The 17,488-nt window shown below is 41.3% G+C and carries 18 protein-coding genes; 12 read left to right on the top strand and 6 right to left on the bottom strand.

Translation table 11 applies throughout. From position 1 onward, the window contains the following. Positions 1 to 589 (top strand): ATP-binding protein (locus tag H5185_RS00845; RefSeq protein ID WP_259396133.1); only part of this gene is annotated, 589 nt, incomplete at its 5' end. Then, positions 582 to 1,211, top strand: a complete 630-nt coding sequence (locus H5185_RS00840) for a response regulator (RefSeq protein WP_182696666.1) — start codon at positions 582 to 584, stop codon at positions 1,209 to 1,211. The genes H5185_RS00845 and H5185_RS00840, both read left to right, overlap by 8 nt. A gap of 97 nt (positions 1,212 to 1,308) precedes the next feature. Here the strand turns inward: H5185_RS00840 and H5185_RS00835 are convergent, their stop codons facing one another. After that, positions 1,309 to 1,680 (bottom strand): YacL family protein, encoded by a 372-nt coding sequence (locus tag H5185_RS00835; RefSeq protein WP_182696667.1) that lies wholly within the window; start codon positions 1,678 to 1,680, stop codon positions 1,309 to 1,311. A 202-nt stretch (positions 1,681 to 1,882) separates the two neighbouring features. Here H5185_RS00835 and H5185_RS00830 point away from each other — a divergent pair, with 202 nt between their 5' ends. Further along, positions 1,883 to 2,848, top strand: coding sequence for a zinc transporter ZntB (locus tag H5185_RS00830; protein WP_124018096.1), 966 nt, complete (start codon positions 1,883 to 1,885; stop codon positions 2,846 to 2,848). A 280-nt stretch (positions 2,849 to 3,128) separates the two neighbouring features. On the opposite strand, the gene fkpA is transcribed toward H5185_RS00830, so the two are convergent. Next, on the bottom strand, positions 3,129 to 3,884 hold the full coding sequence (fkpA, locus tag H5185_RS00825) for an FKBP-type peptidyl-prolyl cis-trans isomerase (protein WP_124018063.1): 756 nt from the start codon (positions 3,882 to 3,884) through the stop codon (positions 3,129 to 3,131). 168 nt (positions 3,885 to 4,052) lie between these two features. On the opposite strand from fkpA, the gene H5185_RS00820 reads away from it, so the two are divergent. The 6 genes from H5185_RS00820 (at position 4,053) to pepN (ending at position 10,743) form a co-directional block, all read left to right on the top strand. Further along, positions 4,053 to 5,024 (top strand): WD40 repeat domain-containing protein, encoded by a 972-nt coding sequence (locus H5185_RS00820; RefSeq protein WP_124018064.1) that lies wholly within the window; start codon positions 4,053 to 4,055, stop codon positions 5,022 to 5,024. 20 nt (positions 5,025 to 5,044) lie between these two features. Next, positions 5,045 to 5,257: a SlyX family protein gene (locus tag H5185_RS00815; protein ID WP_124018065.1), complete on the top strand. Its 213-nt coding sequence runs from the start codon at positions 5,045 to 5,047 to the stop codon at positions 5,255 to 5,257. Positions 5,258 to 5,486: 229 nt separating this feature from the next. Continuing rightward, positions 5,487 to 5,999, top strand: coding sequence for a peptide deformylase (def, locus tag H5185_RS00810; protein ID WP_182741075.1), 513 nt, complete (start codon positions 5,487 to 5,489; stop codon positions 5,997 to 5,999). Then, on the top strand, positions 5,993 to 7,363 hold the full coding sequence (locus tag H5185_RS00805) for a COG3014 family protein (RefSeq protein ID WP_182741074.1): 1,371 nt from the start codon (positions 5,993 to 5,995) through the stop codon (positions 7,361 to 7,363). The genes def and H5185_RS00805 overlap by 7 nt, the downstream gene beginning before the upstream one ends. A gap of 49 nt (positions 7,364 to 7,412) precedes the next feature. After that, a complete protein-coding gene (lpoB, locus tag H5185_RS00800; RefSeq protein ID WP_182696671.1) occupies positions 7,413 to 8,006 on the top strand; it encodes a penicillin-binding protein activator LpoB in 594 nt (197 codons plus the stop codon). A gap of 76 nt (positions 8,007 to 8,082) precedes the next feature. Further along, entirely contained in the window at positions 8,083 to 10,743 is a 2,661-nt protein-coding gene (pepN, locus tag H5185_RS00795; RefSeq protein ID WP_182741073.1) for an aminopeptidase N, read from the top strand. 173 nt (positions 10,744 to 10,916) lie between these two features. On the opposite strand, the gene H5185_RS00790 is transcribed toward pepN, so the two are convergent. Beyond that, a complete protein-coding gene (locus tag H5185_RS00790) occupies positions 10,917 to 12,050 on the bottom strand; it encodes an endonuclease/exonuclease/phosphatase family protein (protein WP_182741072.1) in 1,134 nt (377 codons plus the stop codon). Positions 12,051 to 12,438: 388 nt separating this feature from the next. On the opposite strand from H5185_RS00790, the gene H5185_RS00785 reads away from it, so the two are divergent. The 3 genes from H5185_RS00785 (at position 12,439) to H5185_RS00775 (ending at position 13,975) form a co-directional block, all read left to right on the top strand. After that, positions 12,439 to 13,047 carry a CIA30 family protein gene (locus H5185_RS00785; protein WP_182741071.1) on the top strand — a complete coding sequence of 203 codons (609 nt, stop codon included), beginning with the start codon at positions 12,439 to 12,441 and terminating at the stop codon, positions 13,045 to 13,047. A 24-nt stretch (positions 13,048 to 13,071) separates the two neighbouring features. Then, a complete protein-coding gene (locus H5185_RS00780) occupies positions 13,072 to 13,677 on the top strand; it encodes an HAD family hydrolase (RefSeq protein WP_182696675.1) in 606 nt (201 codons plus the stop codon). 82 nt (positions 13,678 to 13,759) lie between these two features. Continuing rightward, entirely contained in the window at positions 13,760 to 13,975 is a 216-nt protein-coding gene (locus H5185_RS00775; RefSeq protein ID WP_124018073.1) for a TIGR02450 family Trp-rich protein, read from the top strand. A gap of 226 nt (positions 13,976 to 14,201) precedes the next feature. Here H5185_RS00775 and H5185_RS00770 read toward each other — a convergent pair whose 3' ends face one another. The 3 genes from H5185_RS00770 to H5185_RS00760 form a co-directional block, all read right to left on the bottom strand. Next, entirely contained in the window at positions 14,202 to 15,086 is an 885-nt protein-coding gene (locus H5185_RS00770) for a tetratricopeptide repeat protein (RefSeq protein WP_220487507.1), read from the bottom strand. Positions 15,087 to 15,265: 179 nt separating this feature from the next. After that, the gene (locus H5185_RS00765; protein ID WP_182741070.1) at positions 15,266 to 16,291 is read right to left on the bottom strand and encodes a DUF2955 domain-containing protein; all 1,026 of its coding nucleotides are present in this window, start codon (positions 16,289 to 16,291) and stop codon (positions 15,266 to 15,268) included. 138 nt (positions 16,292 to 16,429) lie between these two features. Continuing rightward, a complete protein-coding gene (locus H5185_RS00760) occupies positions 16,430 to 17,488 on the bottom strand; it encodes an HlyD family secretion protein (RefSeq protein WP_124018076.1) in 1,059 nt (352 codons plus the stop codon).

The raw sequence follows: 17,488 nt of genomic DNA, 5'->3' as shown, positions 1-17,488 counted from the left end.
TTCAATTGGACAATTATTATCTTTTTTAAAAATCCAAGTCAGTTTATTACGCAAAAGCCTCAATGACTCATGTAGAAGCCCAGAAGTAGAAGCCCAATTGATGGAGATAAACGAAGGTGTCAGTACGGCTTATGTTCAATTACGTGAACTGTTATCGACCTTTAGGTTAACCATTAAAGAACCTAATTTACCGCAAGCTATCGACGTAATGTTGGATCAGTTACGCCATCAAAGCCAAATTGATATCCAATTGAATTACAAACTATCAGCGCACTTACTTGAAGCAAAACAGCACATTCATATCTTGCAATTAATTCGTGAAGCGACATTAAATGCAATAAAACACGCTACCCCTGAGCATATAGTGATAGATTGTCAGTTAACCGACAAGGGCATGATTACTATCTCAATTTGTGATGATGGCATCGGTGTGACACATTTAGTAGAACGAGATCAACACTTTGGTATTGGTATCATGCATGAACGCGCCAACAAACTGAATGGGATCGTATCGTTCAATAGTAACCAGCTTGGTGGCACTACTGTTACGCTAAGCTTTCCACCTCAACAGGAGCCTTTAAATGGGTAAGCCGTATTCTGTACTTGTTGTCGACGACCATCCGTTATTACGTCGTGGTATTTGCCAATTAATCACCTCAGACAGTGACTTCAGCCTTTTTGGTGAAACCGGCACGGGACTAGAAGCACTGACCGCTGTGGCCGAAAATGAACCCGATATTATTTTGCTCGATTTGAACATGAAAGGCATGTCTGGCCTTGATACTCTTAATGCGATGCGTCAAGAGGGAGTGACAGCAAGAATTGTTATTTTAACGGTTTCTGATGCTAAACAAGATGTCACTCGACTGCTACGCGCTGGTGCCGATGGTTATTTACTCAAAGACACTGAGCCTGATTTATTGTTAGAGCAACTCAAAAACGCCATGCTAGGCCATCGGGTAATCAGTAATGAAGTAGAAGCTTATCTTTATGAATTAGAGAGCGCTATTGACGACAACAGCTGGGTAGAAACCTTGACCCCTCGCGAATTACAAATATTGCAACAACTGGCAGAAGGTAAAAGTAACCGAATGATCGCTGAGGATTTACACATCAGCGAGGGCACGGTCAAAGTACACGTTAAAAATTTACTGCGTAAAGCCAATGCAAAATCACGGACAGAAATGGCCGTTCGCTACCTTAATAATTAGCCCACTATCAAAGTTTAAATCACCATTAACAATTAACAACAAAGCCATTTAAACCTGGTTTTGTTGTTAGTTAACATCAACGAGAATTAAGACATGATTATTTATCGTTAATAAATGCTAACCAACTCTCCAGTACTGACTCAAAATCTTCAAGACCACAATAAGATTCAGATTCCGCATTGTACAGGCTCATAGAGTCTTCTAATAAGTGCTCTTCCTCAAAATCAATCACACTGGCAAACACTCTCACTTGCTCAGAGTCAATATCGATGGTTAATTCTCCACCGACATCTCGCATGTGGTTTAGGGTCCCAGATTTGATTAATGCTATCTGCGTTAGAATATGAATCGCTTTGCTCTTGTCGTCACCAAGCTCTTCTGCAAACCATCTGCCTAACACTTCATGATCCATACTAAATTCAGCAAATACCGTGCCTTCTAGGCGGTTACGACGAAATTGATATTCCATACTAGAACTCTTTTTTGTTAGTATTTTTTCTATTTTAACCGATGATCGGCGACTCCGCTGCTAGTTAGCAGACCGAATAATGTGTTTGATGGTTAAATATACGATAACTAAAGGATTTCATTTTATAAGATTGCTTTAAACTTGGGCAAGATTAAAAAGTAGCGTAAATTATGACAATAGTGATCACATGGACTCTCTTATAATGAATAATGGTTTTATATACAGTTTGTTGCTAACGGGGCCCAATGCAGGCCAATCATTGACTGAGGAACAAATAGCACAATGGCAACCTGCTGATGGTCTGTTATGGCTACATCTGCGTTACCGCGAACCTAAAGCGCGTAAATGGATCCTCAACTCTGGCTTAGATAGAGTTGAGAGGGATACTCTCTTGGCTACTGATACTCGCCCGCGAGTATTAAGCTCAGACAAAGGTATCTTACTGGCGCTGCGTGGGGTTAATTTAAATCCTAACTCAGATCCTGAAGACATGGTTGCTGTGCGGATATACGCTGAAGAATCCAAAATCATTTCAACTTGCGAGCGCCAGCTGCAATCCGTGATTGATGTTGCCGATGCAATCGTCCAAGGTAAGGGCCCAATTGATAGCGCGGCGTTTATCATGGCCATTTGCGAACGCCTAACGCAACGCAAAGTAGAGTTTATTGGCAAGCTTGAAGAACAGCTCGATGAACTAGAAGAACGTGTTGTGACTCAAGTGAACAAGAGCTTGCGCACCGACATTGCTGAATTGCGCAGACAGACCGTAGTGTTGCGTCGCTACCTTGCACCACAACGAGAAGCATTTTCTCGAATGCTGCAAGAAACCAGCGAATTATTTGACCATAATGACAAAGTCCGTCTTCGTGAAATACATGAAACGCTGATTCGAGTGATTGAGGATCTGGATGCTATACGCGACCGCGCCAGCGTCACCCAAGAAGAACTACAATCGCAACAATCCGAGCAAGTGAATCAAAGACTGTATTTTTTATCTTTAATTTCGGCCGTATTTCTGCCATTAGGATTTTTAACCGGTTTATTAGGCGTCAATATTGGTGGCATTCCTGGTGCGGAATCAAACTGGGCTTTTGCAGCATTCTGTGGCGGATTATTTGCACTCATTGCCTTACAAATGTACCTATTTTACCGCTTAAAATGGCTATAACCTGACGATAATTTAACGGTAATCTGGCATTTGTTCGTGAGTTTAGGCAATCATTAAATTAAGCGTCTCTGTTATATCAGCGCTATTATTGGCGTCGTTGCATCAGTATTACGACATTTGATACGCCTAACATAGCGCAACATTGGCAGACTGAATGACGCAATTATTTAGATCTAAGATTAACACCTTCAAGCCAACCTCAATGTAAACAAAAAGGACGCCGAAGCGTCCTTTTTACTATCAAAATGTCAATCACTGAGCGACTGAACTATAGATGATATTACTTAGCATCTGCAGCAGGTGCCGGTGCTTTTTCTACTGAAACCAATTCAACTTCAAAAACAAGTGTTGAATTAGCAGGAATAGTACCCGTGTCGCGTTCACCGTAAGCAAGTTCTGATGGGATAACAAACTTGTACTTAGCGCCTACAGGCATTAACTGCACGCCTTCAGTCCAACCAGGAATAACGCGGTTTAATGGGAACTTAGCCGTTTCACCACGAGCATAAGAGCTATCAAACTCAGTACCGTCAATTAACGTGCCACGATAATGTACTTCTACAGTATCTTCAGCTGCTGGTTTCTCACCGGTACCTGGCTCTAATACTTCATACTGTAAACCAGACTCAGTAGTCGTTACGCCTTCTTTAGCTTTGTTTTCTTCTAAGAATTTTTTGCCTTCAGCAATCGATTTAGCCGCTAAAGCTTCAGCTTGCTCTAAACGTTTGTCATTTAACTTTTTATCTAGATTTTGCAATACAGTCTGCATTTCTTCTTCTGTTAACAGCATTTCTTCGCCTAAGCCATCGCTAAAGCCTTTAATCACCATATTACGGTCAACAGTAAAACCTAATTCTTCTTGTTCTTTAATGTGGCCAGACATGTACTTACCAATTGAACCACCAACACTATATGCTTCTTTTTGAACGTCAGTTGTTAATTCAACTTTCTTTTGAGCAACGTCTTGTGCTTCATTACACGCAGTAAGGCCAACAACGGCTAATGCAACTAACGATAATTTGTAAATAGATTTCATTAAAGCTTCCTCAGCATCCTTTAGTGGTTACAATAACCTTAATACATTCAATCAATGAGATGTTTAAGTGGTCATGTTCGTTTGCCACTTTATACTAGTTAAAACGGTTATACCATTGGGTAAACCTTATATGACAAGGTTTAGGACAATAATTCAAGGAGCAAGTTCATGACACGCGTTTCAATGCTGCTTTTTTGTTCAACACTCGTCCTAACAGGTCTGCTATCTGCATGCCAACCTAGCCCAACTCAAGTACACGTTATCACGACCGATGCCAGTTACAGTGCAAGCTTGTCAAACGATGCCACCATCGCCTTAGTAAGCACAGCCCATAACGGAGTACAAGTATGGGACCTCAGCCATTCAAGCCTATCTTATCAGTGGTTCCAAGGGCAGCAACAAAATACCAGTAATGTTATTGACACTGCAATATCTGCTAATAACCTTTATGCCGCAACAATTAGTAGCCATTCCTTAGCCATATGGCGCTTAACCGATGGCTCTTCAGTGGGATGGTGGTCATTACCCTCTTATGCCCAAAGTGTCGCCATCGCCAATACAGGGCAAACACTCGTTGGTTTAGTCGATGGATCTGTAATGTCATTGTCGCCAGAAAAATCGCGACTCATCCAGTTTTTAGCCCACAAAGAAAAGGTTAATAGTGTTTCAATTAGTGCCGATGGTAACAGCGCATTAAGTGGCGATAATGATGGCAAGGTGATTCTTTGGCAAACTCAAACTGGCCAGCCACAGCAACAATGGCAGTTGAGCTCACGCGTGACGAAAGTGCTAATTAATGACTCAGCTTCACTCAGTTTTGCCAGCGATATCACTGGTAACGCCACCCTGTGGCAATCTGATACAGGCATTCTCATTAGTCATCTGGATATTAATCGACGCCAAATGAACTTTTCAACGGCTCGTTTTGTCAATAATGATCAGCAATTACTCACAGGAACGCCATCAAGAGAAATCTTTTTATGGCAAATTAACTCGGGTAAACAAGTTTCGCATTGGCAAGTTCAATTGAGTAAAAACACCCAAAATAGAGGGGCTGTAGTATACTCTGCCACTATGCCAGCACCTGGCTCAATCGTCAGTATTAGCAGCCAAGGTTTAGTTGAATATTGGCAGCAGTAATTAATTAATAAGAGGTCTACATGGACAGCATTTTGCAAAAAATTGATGATCTTGAAATGAAACTATCATTTCAAGATATCTCTATTGAAGAGTTAAACCAAGAAGTGATAAAACTCAATGCATTAGTTGCCAGACAACAACAGCAAATGCTATTAATGGTAAATAAACTGCATTCTATTGAGCCAAGTAACATGGCGTCTCCAGCTGAAGAGACACCTCCGCCGCATTACTAACTCTTTACAGTAAAGAACATCTCTCGAAAAAATGATAAATCGCACTATAGATTCGACGCCCAACTATGTGGCTAGACTCAGATCGAGAATCAGTTAACTATGGGTGAGATTGAAGATATTATCAGTAAGTTGTAACATTTTTAAGTCGCTATATGTGAAGCAATCACGATTTGAAAAATAGATTAATGCCGATCGTCATTAACACAAACAACAAGGACAGCCGTCACTTATGCAGCTAAAGCCATTACTCAGCATTGCCACGACAGGCGAAGAGATACTGACTCAAAAAGCTGAACCCGTGACGGTGTTTGACCAAGCGTTACACACTTTAGCTGATAATATGCTCAGCACTATGCTAAACGCAAATGGTGTTGGTATTGCGGCAACGCAAGTGTTTAGTAAAGCGGCCATGTTTATTATGGCGTCAAATCCCAACGAACGTTATCCCGATGCCCCATTAATGGCTCCGATTGTGGTCATAAATCCGCAGATATTAGCCGCATCGGCTGCGACTGAAGTTGGAGTTGAAGGCTGTTTATCGATCCCAGGGCAGCGGCTATCGATTTCACGACATTGCGAAATTAAAGTGCAATTCCAGTCACTAGATGGCCAGTTACATCAACAAACATTAACGGGTTTTGTTGCCCGTATTTTTCAACATGAATATGACCATTTACAAGGCATAACCTTACTTGAACGGGTCAATCTGATGGCAACCAAGATCCAGGTGACACAATGTTAAGAACATTCTGTATTGGGTTAATTCTCAGCCTTAGCCTATCCGGTTGCGCTTTTAACAGTGTATTTGTTAATTACCCGTCGCAAATTGCTCCATTTAAACAACAGCTCAACAGCGAGACTCCAGCAGCAAACATCACCGATTTAGCCAATAATATCAGCGGCAATGATGGCTTACTTTATGCCCAAGAATCGGGACGTATTATGCAAGTTGCGGGCGATTTTACTCGCAGTAAAACCTACTACCAACAAGCCATCGATGCTTATCAAAGATTTGATGACAAAGCCATCGTTAGCGCCAGCAAGTTAGGCGCAGGTGCAAGCAGCCTGTTACTAAACGATAATGCGATTCCATATCGAGGTCCAGGTTATGAGCGCATCATGCTACATCAATATCAGGCGCTTAATTATTTATTCAGCGGCGATATTCAAGGGGCATTAGTAGAAGTCCGCCGCAGCAATGAGCTGCAAAGCCTTGAGCAAGCACGCTATCAACAATCACAAAAGTCAGTACAAGACATGGCTAATGGCGTCATCGATGATCAAGTGGAGCGGTTAGGTAAAGAAGCTGGAAATGTGACGAGTTCGTTTCTCAATGCTTACAGTTATTACACCACGGGGTTATTGCACGAACTGGCTAACGAACCTAACGATGCCTTTATTGATTACCGAAAAGCGGCGCAAATTACCCCAGATAATGTTTTTCTCCAACAAGACTTGGTCCGTTTAGCCAAACAATTAAGCATGCCTCAATATGATGAGTTTAAACGGCGCTGGGGAGAGGCGACATTACCCACTGCGGGTCAGGGGCAAGTAATCTTTATTATTGAACAAGGCTTTGTACCTGAAAAACAAAGTATTACGGTTCCTTTCCCCATTAACGGTAATATACAATCGGCCTCATTAGCCACTTACTTGCCGCAACATCCATTAGCAAATAATAACCAAATTCAAGGGCTCGATGCGCCACTGACCGCGCAAGCCATTGCCAATATTGATGCGTTAGCCATTAATGCATTAAAAGAAGATTTACCCGCAGCCTTGTTTCGTCAAGCGGCAAGAGTTTATGCTAAGTACCAAATGAACCGTAGCGTACAAAACAGTGACCAACGCGCCAATAATCAAGTTGATGCTGCTGCGATGGTGATGCAAATATTTAATGTTATCACTGAGCAAGCTGATCGCAGAAGCTGGCTCACGCTACCACGACAAGCTCAAATTGCCCGACAATTTATCGACGCTGGCAGCTATAATATTCACCTAAATAACAGTAAAAATGTAAAAATTGACGTAACAGCAAACCGTACAACATTAATTTGGGCAATAGAGACTGGAAATCGTACCCGTTTTTATTCGATAATAATCTGATAAACGATAATTACATATCAACTGTCACTCATCACTAATGGAATTTACTATGAAAAATTTGAAACTGATATTGATACTCGCAGCAGTGATGGGGCTGAGCGCCTGTCAATCTAAAGTAGAGTATGGCGACGCTACTGAAGTTGAAACCGTTAACGAGAACTTCGGCTCCACCGATCTTCAAGCTATTGCAGCTAAAATGGTCGACAGCATGATGGCATTCCCACCAGTGGTGGTAATGACGCAGAGCAACCGTCCGATTGTATTTGTGGATAAAATTAAAAATAAAACTTCTGAGCATATTGATACTGAATCGGTAACCGATAGCATTAGCAACAAGCTATTACGCTCTGGTAAGTTCCGTTTTATTGATATGACTAAGGTTGATACTGTTCGCAAACAACTCGATTATCAAAACAATGCGGGCATGGTCGATCCATCTACTGCGATTAAATTTGGTCGCCAAATTGGCGCGCAATATATGCTTTATGGCAACTTGTCGAGCATTGTTAAACAAGATGGCAGCACCAAAGACGTTTATTACAAGATGACCATGCGTTTAATGGATCTTGAAACAGGTTTAATTGAATGGTCTGATGAAAAAGAAATCCGTAAAATGAAATCAAAGTCATTTTTAGGTTTATAAGTCACAACCTATAACATTAAAGCCGACATTGTTGTCGGCTTTTTCATTAATCTAATAATAAGTTAGGAACACTAACGTGAAATTGTTATCCACTGAATTGTTTAGTCCTCGGGTTATTAAAACCAGTCTCATCGCATTATGTTGTGCTAGCGTTATTAGCTGCAGTAGCTCAATATCCACCACCGCCTTTCAACGGGATGGCTCTGCCTACATTAGCCAAGAACAAGCGCAAGCTAGATCCAGTGTGATATCAAATGCGCAATATGAGCTCACTTTCTTTCTAAGTGAACATAGTCAATTCAGTGCAAAATCAGTTGTTAACTTTGACTTAAGCAGCGTGCCAAAAGCGCTTACGCTCGACCTTAATAAAGCCAATATCAAACAATTTATCATTAACGGTACTAAGGTATATCCTAATTACAATGGTGCTTATATTGTACTAAATCAAAGCCTACTAGTAGATGGCCACAATACCGTAGAAGTCGAGTTTACTCGCGAGCACAGCACCAATGGTGAAGGCTTACATCGTTTTGTCGATCCCGTAGACGGTAAAGTTTACTTGTACTCGCATTTTGAACCTGCTGCCGCTCAGCAAATGTTTGCCGTATTTGATCAACCCGACCTTAAAGCCAGCTATCAAATCAATGTTCATGCCCCCAAAGACTGGCAAGTGATCAGTGCTATGCGTGAAACCAATATCGTCGACCAAGGTGAAACCAACTTATGGACCTTCCCTGCCACGCCTAAGTTGAGCCCCTATAACTTTTCTATGCACGCTGGTCCATACCATGTTTGGGAAGACAACTCAGGCCGTTATCCAATGCGCTTGTTTTCGCGTCAATCAGTAGCGGATCAAGTTTCACCACAAGATTGGTTTACTTACACCAAACAAGGGTTAGACTTTTTTGATCGCTACTTTGGTATTGCATACCCGTTTAAAAAATACGACCAAGTATTGGTGCCTGACTTCCTTTACGGTGCAATGGAAAATGCTGGGGCAATTACCTTTTCAGAAGACCGTTTCTTATTTAATGCCGAAATGACCGCTGAACAAAAAGAACGGTTAGCCGGCGTTATCATGCACGAAATGGCGCACCAATGGTTTGGCGACTTAGTGACAATGAAGTGGTGGAATGGCTTATGGTTAAATGAAAGCTTTGCCTCGTTTATGGGCACCCTTGCTACCAGCGAAGCAACCGAGTTTAGCAATGCATGGCGTAGCTTTTATGCTAAAGGTAAGCAAGCAGCTTACCATCAAGACAGCTTAGTCACGACCCATCCTATTGAAGTACCTGTGGCCACCAGCAAAAATGCCTTTGATAACATCGATGCCATTACTTATCAAAAAGGCGCATCAACCATTAAGCAATTACGTCACTTGCTCGGTGAAGACATTTTTCGCCGTGGTGTAAGCCAATATCTTACACAATATAGCTATCAAAATGCTGAGCTCAATGACTTTATCAATAGTCTAGCTACTGCCAGTGGTCGAGATTTATCCCAGTGGACCAAAGAATGGTTATATGCCGCAGGGGTCAATACCATCAAAGCCCAGTACACCTGCCAAGGTGGACAAATTAACTCATTCGCTTTAGTACAAACAGCAGATAGCCAATTTCCAACATTACGCGAACAACGTGTTCAAATTGGGCTATTTAACAAAAACAGGTACGAACTTGAAAAACAACAAGTCATCGCAGTTACCTATAAAGGCGCTTACACCAAAGTTGATCAGTTAATCGGTGAGGTTTGCCCTGATTTAGTCTATCCCAACTATGACGACTGGGGATTTGTAAAAGTTGAGTTAGACACGAGTTCATTTAATACCGCTAAGCAGTCTCTCGGCCAAGTGAGCGATCCGTTATTACGCTCAATGTTGTGGCAAAGTATGTGGGACAGCGTCATTGATGGTAATACATCAATGGAGCAGTTCTTAAATATCGCATTAATTAATGCACCACTGGAAAAAGATTACACCATATTAGGTCAAGTGCTTGGTAATCTTCAGCAAGCCAAAAACTATCTTGATCTTATGGCACCCATGCATGCAAGTTACAACAGCAAAATATCAAAGGCATTAAGCCAAATGAGCTTGCGTATGAGCATGGAAAGTTACCGTAACCGAGACTTCCAACGCCGTTGGTTCGATGCCTATATTAGCCTGTCTAGTCACGGCGAGGCGTTAAAACATATTCAATCTTTACTGCAAAGTAAAAGCCATATTAAAGGGTTAAGCATAGATCAAGACTTGCGCTGGGCCATGATCCGCCAGTTAAACCGCTATGATTATGGTGACGCTCAAGCGTTACTTGCTCAAGAAAAACATCTTGATCAATCTGACTCCGGCGAAAAAGCAGCTATTGCAGCTGAAGCCATCCGTCCGCAGTCAGCGCTTAAACGCCAATGGTTAAATACCATTGAGAATAATGACACTATGCCTTTCTCTAAGATCCGTATTGCGATGTTTAACCTCTATCCTGCGGAGCAAAAGCTATTAAGTGCGGCGACCGCAGAACAACGCTTTGCTAACCTACCGTTAATGGACGATAAAGGACCAGTATTTATGCGTAGTTTTGCCGCGGCACTGATCCCGACGCAGTGCAGTGCAGGCAACATTAATGCAATTAGTGATGTCCTAGATACGCAAACAGGTTTATCACAACTCGCGCGCCGCGCCCTACTTGAAACCCGTCAAGAAGAGCAGCGCTGCGTAAAAATAAAACTGCTATTGCAGTAACCGCTACTCTAGTAGTAATAACAATCAATGGATTAGTCATTTAATGATGAAGCCATGGGGTGAATACAAAAAAGCGCTGATATTTATCAGCGCTTTTTTATTAGCTCAATAAAACAACTCTATACTGAGCCTGTGGATTTTATAACATTTGATAAATTACATAATAAATATCATTAACTGCGTACGCTAAAACTCATCATCACAGGTGCATGGTCTGTACTGTCACTATCGCGTTCATAGTCAGGTCGAACGAGATGGCGATCAAACGTTTTATAATCAATTATATGTGCAAGATTTTGTTGCTGAGTTGGATTAAACTCACTCGATACTAATATGTAATCAAGCACAGAACCACTGTTGCCATAGTAATGTGTCGGCTGTCTGATCGGATGGGGTTGCTCATCAGCTAATGCGCTTGATTCAAACTCATCTTGGGCCAAGGTCGCATTACACTTGGTGGCGGCAATAAACAACTCATAGCTGTCAAACAAACTGCTTTGGTGTAATTCAGCCATCAATGACGTTTCGCCTAACTTAGCCAGCCCAGGGTCTTCAATATCACTACGAAACACTCGTAATTGATTATTAAACGCGGCTAAGAGTTCACTCCCCATAGTGTCATTAAAGTCACCCATTAACATGAAAGGTTGTTGACTCTGTTGTCGTCTCATTAACATTTGATGGCACAACAATGCCGATTCACTGCCTCGCTGTAAACTCGATGCCCAGCGCCCAAGCACTTGCCTTGCAACAAAATCTGCACCACCATGTAAACCACTTTCACTGATATCGTCGCGACTGACACCGCTACGCTTAGACTTAAGATGAATCACATAACAATCACATGGCCCAAAAATAGGTAACTGTATGGTTGCTCGAAGTGGTTTACGGCTAAAACTAAATGACTCAGCTAAACCTAATTGATTGACCCATTGCGGATCTGGCACGACATTAACCGAATCGATAATAGGATACTTAGATGCAATCGCCACGACTGGACTTCGATACACATAGTCACTCACCACTTCAGGTAAATCTAGTGCCACAAAATATTCATACCCCAGAGACTTAGTCAGCACAGCTAAGGCATCGGGACTAAACACTTCTTGAAAAGCAATAATGTCAGCTTGAGATTGGTTAATAAAATCACTTAACCAGGCACACTTTTTTTGCCACTGTTTATCACTATAGATATTTTCAAAATCATAAAAAGCATAAGGCGGTTCAATAAAATTAAATAAATTAATGCTTACCACACTAAAGGTAAGCGCGGCTGACTGAGTCGATAACCCACCGTTTACGTCCAAAATATCTTGTCCCTCAGGTCTATCATCTGTTGATATGATTGCTCATCATCGAAGATAAATAGCCACTTAATAAAACCTATACCAAGGGTACTGACAAGATCCCAACTTGTCGAATATAACTCTCCCCCAGATGGGAAGAGTCTGGCATTGAAAAAGAACGGCAAAATAAGTGAACCTAAATTGAATAGCACGCGTAATAAATAATAGTTATACCGTTAGATGACACCTGATAGACCAAAGCCCGATACGTTAGACCCCATGTAGCAAGACCCGATGCAGTAAGTAACATTATCCTCCGTAAGACCCTTTATGGCTTATCCCTCACCCTGATAAGCCATTTTTTTATGGCCTTTGGAGCGATATATCGAACGATGATGAATAGGAGTATATGATGGTATTACTCAATACACAGGACGGGCATAATAGCCGAAAAGTACCAATAGGTATTCGAACTGTCGCAGGAATTTTACTAATGTTTGGCCAACCCGCATGGAGTGCCAGTGAGGATAATATGTTATTTCATTTTACTGATCCGAGTCACTTTACAAAATGGTTAATCAATAATGACACTGTAATGGGCGGTATTTCACAAAGCAAAGTTGAAATTAACCAGCAAGTGTTGTTATTTACAGGGTCTGTGTCATTGGAAAACAATGGCGGGTTCGCATCGATAGAGTCGAATTATAAGCATCCAATTATCGATCAATCAGAGCTTAGTCTCACAGTTAAAGGCGATGGTAAAACCTATCAAATACGCCTAAAATCGCCCAACTTATCGTATGGTGAAGCGTATGTAGCGAATTTTACCACTCGCCCAAATACGCTAACGCAACATACTTTTATCCCTGCTGATTTTACCGTTAACTTCAGGGGACGTAAGGTTGCAAATGCACCTGCATTAGATTTTAATGACATTGATCGGGTTGGCTTTTTAGTGGCACAAAAACAACAAGGTCCGTTTTTAATTGAGTTACACTCAATGCAATTTAACCGATAAATATAAATTAGATAAGGGTATTAATTGAATTTACCAATGCAAATTAAAGGTATTATTTTTGACTTAGACGGTACCTTAGTTGAATCCAATTTAGACTTTAACTTAATTCGTCAGCAAATTGGTTGTCCTGATAGTATCGATCTCCTTAAATATGTCGACGAGTTAAGCTGCAAAGACACTCAAGCCAGCGCCAATCAGATTATCCTTGATCATGAATACCAAGATGCAATCAATGCCAAACCGATTAAAGGCATGGCAGAGCTGATTAATGCTATTGAAGCGGCAAAACTCCCCACTGCTATAGTGACTCGTAATAGCCTTGCCGCCAGTGCAATGAAAGTAAAACAGAATAATATCGCCATCAATCACGTATTGACCAGAGAAGATTATCCAGCAAAACCGGCCCCGGATGCACTGCTAGCGATAGCAACTCAATGGCAAATTTCGCCGCAACATATTATCTATGTCGGCGATTATTTATATGATATTCAGGCAGCTAACAATGCCGGCATGATAGCTTGTTTTATTAATCATGGGGTTGATAGCGAATATCAACATCTCGCCGATATTATTATCAATGATCTAAGCCAATTGCAGCAGTTATTAGTTAGTCACTCTCACAATGATTAACACCAGTACTGATTAGGTACGTCATGAGTCATAACATGAATATTAATATGGGCATCGAAAGACTGAGAATAGGAGAACGAATATGAACCCAATTCATCCTAAGAAATTACTCAATAGCAAATGGACCAAGGTGAACGTGGTTCAGAAACTGAAGCATTTTAGCATCAGTAAAGTGGAATATGACGAGCAGCAAAACGTCATTGAATGCATCATAAGGGCAGAAATGAATGCACAAGAGTTTGCTATTGACTGGCGCAATCTTAAAGATCCGCAACAGTGGAAAATTGGCTGGCAATAATCTGTTGCAAAACATATTCATTATGACGTTTGTAAAAGAAAAAAGTGACTCTTGCTTATGCAAAACGAGTCACTTTTTTATATCACCGTTAAATAAACGCTGATCAAACTGCTTGTTAATGTGTTAATTATGACATTAATGACAACCTGCAATTGCTCTGTCATTAGTCATACTTGCAACATAACGCGTTTGTCATTGAAACTAATTATTCTATTTAGCTCAGCTATTATTTTATGATAAATATTGAACCTTCAAGTCTGAATTGAAGTGTTTCTAAGCCCCAATCAGATAACATGACATCCTGGATTCGTTGACCGTCACCTTCACTACTACATCCCCACATTTTTGCACATGTTTGTCCGGCTATATTAGATCCAGTGCCTTTTGATGTGTCAGGGATCATGTGGTTCAACTGTGTGATATGCGAGCCAAACATGTCTTCAAATGTATCCATTTGTACGTCAATGGTTTCCATTTCACCTTGAGGAAAAATGATCGCTGCAGTTTGCTCATTTGAACCCGTTTTCTCAGGGGTTAACGTGACAACATCTTTTGAAATTAAAGCATAAAGATTGCTCAGAGGTAAATCTTTAGTAGATTCATGCAGATAAAGTACTTGCCCATAATTTCTGGCGGCAAGATTCTTTTCTTCATAAGCTCTAGCAAGGTATTGATCTGCAAGTGCCAAATCTTGTTCTACCATGCCACCACCTAAATACATTTTACCCAATAAATACGATGATTGAGAGTGGCCCATCTTTGATGCGTACTTTAAAAACTCAACACCTTCATCGACATCTTTCAAAGGAGTATCTTGTAAATACAAAACGCCCGCTTTATATTTTGCATCCAGTACGCCATATTTACCTGCACGTCGGTACCATTTTAACGCCATGTCTAAATCTTTATCGGTACCATAACCGGTATAATAGAATTCAGCTAACATGGCCATCGCTGAGGAATGGCCTCGTTTAGTTAAAATTCGATAGGCTTTAAAGTATTCAATACATTCAGAAGTATTACACTCAGGCAATTGATTTGCTTGGCTTTTAAATGGGGCGAAAGCGAGAAAGCTCAATATCAAGCTAAAAATAATAGTATTTTGTTTCATTATGTTAAGTCCTTTTTATATACCATCCATTACTATTAGCATTTATATAACAAATGTCTATAGTAAATATGTCTATAAAACTAACCGCACGCTGCAGCTAAAATCATCAATTAACTACTGAATAATATCGATAAACGAATATACTCAAATTAGATCGATTTACCGCACACATCTATCGTTCAACCAAATCGAGTCGCTGTAAATTGATTCAATAAGCGATGCACTAAATAACACAATAATAAAGTTGCCACTATTGCCACTAGAATACTACTGACTCGATACAAAGCACTAAATACTAGATCGTTATTGGGGGTTAAATATTGGCCAAATAGTATGCCTAATGTGGTCATGGCGCCAAACCCCACTCCTGAGCCACTCGCCTCTCTCACATGCACTTGGCTAAATAACATTAAGCCTATCCACAATAGCGGTATGACAAAAATCAGTTGCCCAGACCAATCATAAAGTAACCCTTGTCCTAGTAAACCAAAGGTCACTCCAAGCAGGGTACCGATAGCACGCTTGCGGGCATAGCCGAGTGCACCATTCCAATGCATGGGGAATAACAATAATAAGGTGGTGGCTTGAGCTGACATAGAGTCTCGCAAGTTAAATACCTGAAAAACCACAAATGATGCTGTCGCAATTGATGCACCGAGTAATGCTTCATGACGCATACGATTAGACGCTTTAGCAACCGATGCCATTGGCGGACGTGGTTCAACATCTGGCCAAAGAGCGGTCATAGCGTAAGCAATGATGACAGATGCTGCCGTCGCCCAAAAATTATTAAAAATAAGATTATTAATATCGACACTCGGATAACTGGCAAAGTGCAGCATAATGCTTAAGCTGATCACCCCGTTAGCGCCGAACAAAAACAAACTGCCTCGTGACATTGCCGCAAATCGATACAGAAAAAGTATAAACACAATTGGCAAGATCATCCCTGGATGAGTACCAAATAAACCACCTAGAATACCCACCTCAATTCCAGCCATCACCGATGATGCTAATAGTTGCCGCATTGCATGGGCATTCATCACTGGTACTAAACCCAACAGTAACATTGGGGTGACGGTAAAAAATACTCCATAACTTAGGTCGAAAAATTTACAAATAGCAAACCCAAGCGTTGCGCCTGTTGCAATGCGAAGGCATTGACGTAAATCGTTTTTAGTCAAAGGACTGTGGCGTAGCAACATGTAAAATACCTTCGCATTGGAGAGAATACTGCACCCAAATCACCCCCCCTAATAAATGGTTTGTTCAGTCAACACTAAAAAGTGGTAACCAGCTATAAGTATGGATTAGGGAAATAATGATTGAAGTTAATGCTTCATTTAATAAATATAGTGCAGCACACTAATGACTTTAATTTGTACCTTGGCCAAAAAACCGAGAAAACTGCTATTGGGCACCAATTGCACCGTGGCGCGAGCCCCTGCAGGCAATAGGCTAACGGCTTGTTGATCGAGCTCTAAATGTAAACGTAAGCGCTGGGCATCACGTACCCATCGCACCGACTCTTGGGGATCAGCCAAGCGGCCATTGGCATCAAATTGTCCGGCACTCACACCTGCATCAACGGAACTCACTTTGGCCGAGTATAAATGGCCAGGTTGGCCATCAAATGAAACCAGCGCAATTGATTGTGGCTCAATACCTTGTAAACTTTTCTCTCTGAAATCAGCAATAATATCAACGTTTTCTGATACGAGTGCTAATAAAGGCTGACCGACTGTAGCAAAGCTACCGACTTCCAACTGTAAGTTAGTGACAACCCCATTTTGATCTGCGCGAATTTGAGTATATGACAAGTCTAACTCGGCTTGAGCTAAATGATTTTGAGCTTGGCGAACTTTTAAATTATCCGCGCCGTTAAACCCACGACTAACGATTAACTTAGTTAAGCGAGCTTTAGCGGCAAGTAAGTTAGCTTCGGCGGTTGCGGCATCATTTTGAGCTTGATCGGCTAACTGCTGCGATACACCGCGTGTAGAATAAAGAGCATCAATACGCTTTGCCTCGCTGCTTTTTTGCTGTGCATTACTTTGATTTGCTTGCACGTCGGCTTTGGCGGCTAATATCGATGCATCGAGTTCTGCATTATCTTGTTTGGCTTGCTCTAAGGCTAATGTCGCTCGCTCAACTGCTAACTCATAAGAGGCTGAATCGATACTAAACAACACATCCCCTTCGGCCACAAATTGGTTATTTGCGACCTTAATAGAGGCTATTTTTCCACTGACTTGTGGTGTTACCTTGGTGACCATCCGTGTTGCCATAGCTTGTGGCGTCATTGGCATTACGGCATCGGCAAACATAAAATAACCGAATACGAATACAAACATCGCAATCGATATTTTAACGAGACGGGCAAATTGTTGATCTGGAGTCAT

Source organism: Shewanella sp. SG44-6, assembly GCF_014164185.1.
Classification (GTDB): domain Bacteria; phylum Pseudomonadota; class Gammaproteobacteria; order Enterobacterales; family Shewanellaceae; genus Shewanella; species Shewanella vesiculosa.
The sequence above is the reverse complement of the archived record's forward strand: the minus strand, read 5'-3'. Positions and strand labels throughout refer to the sequence as shown.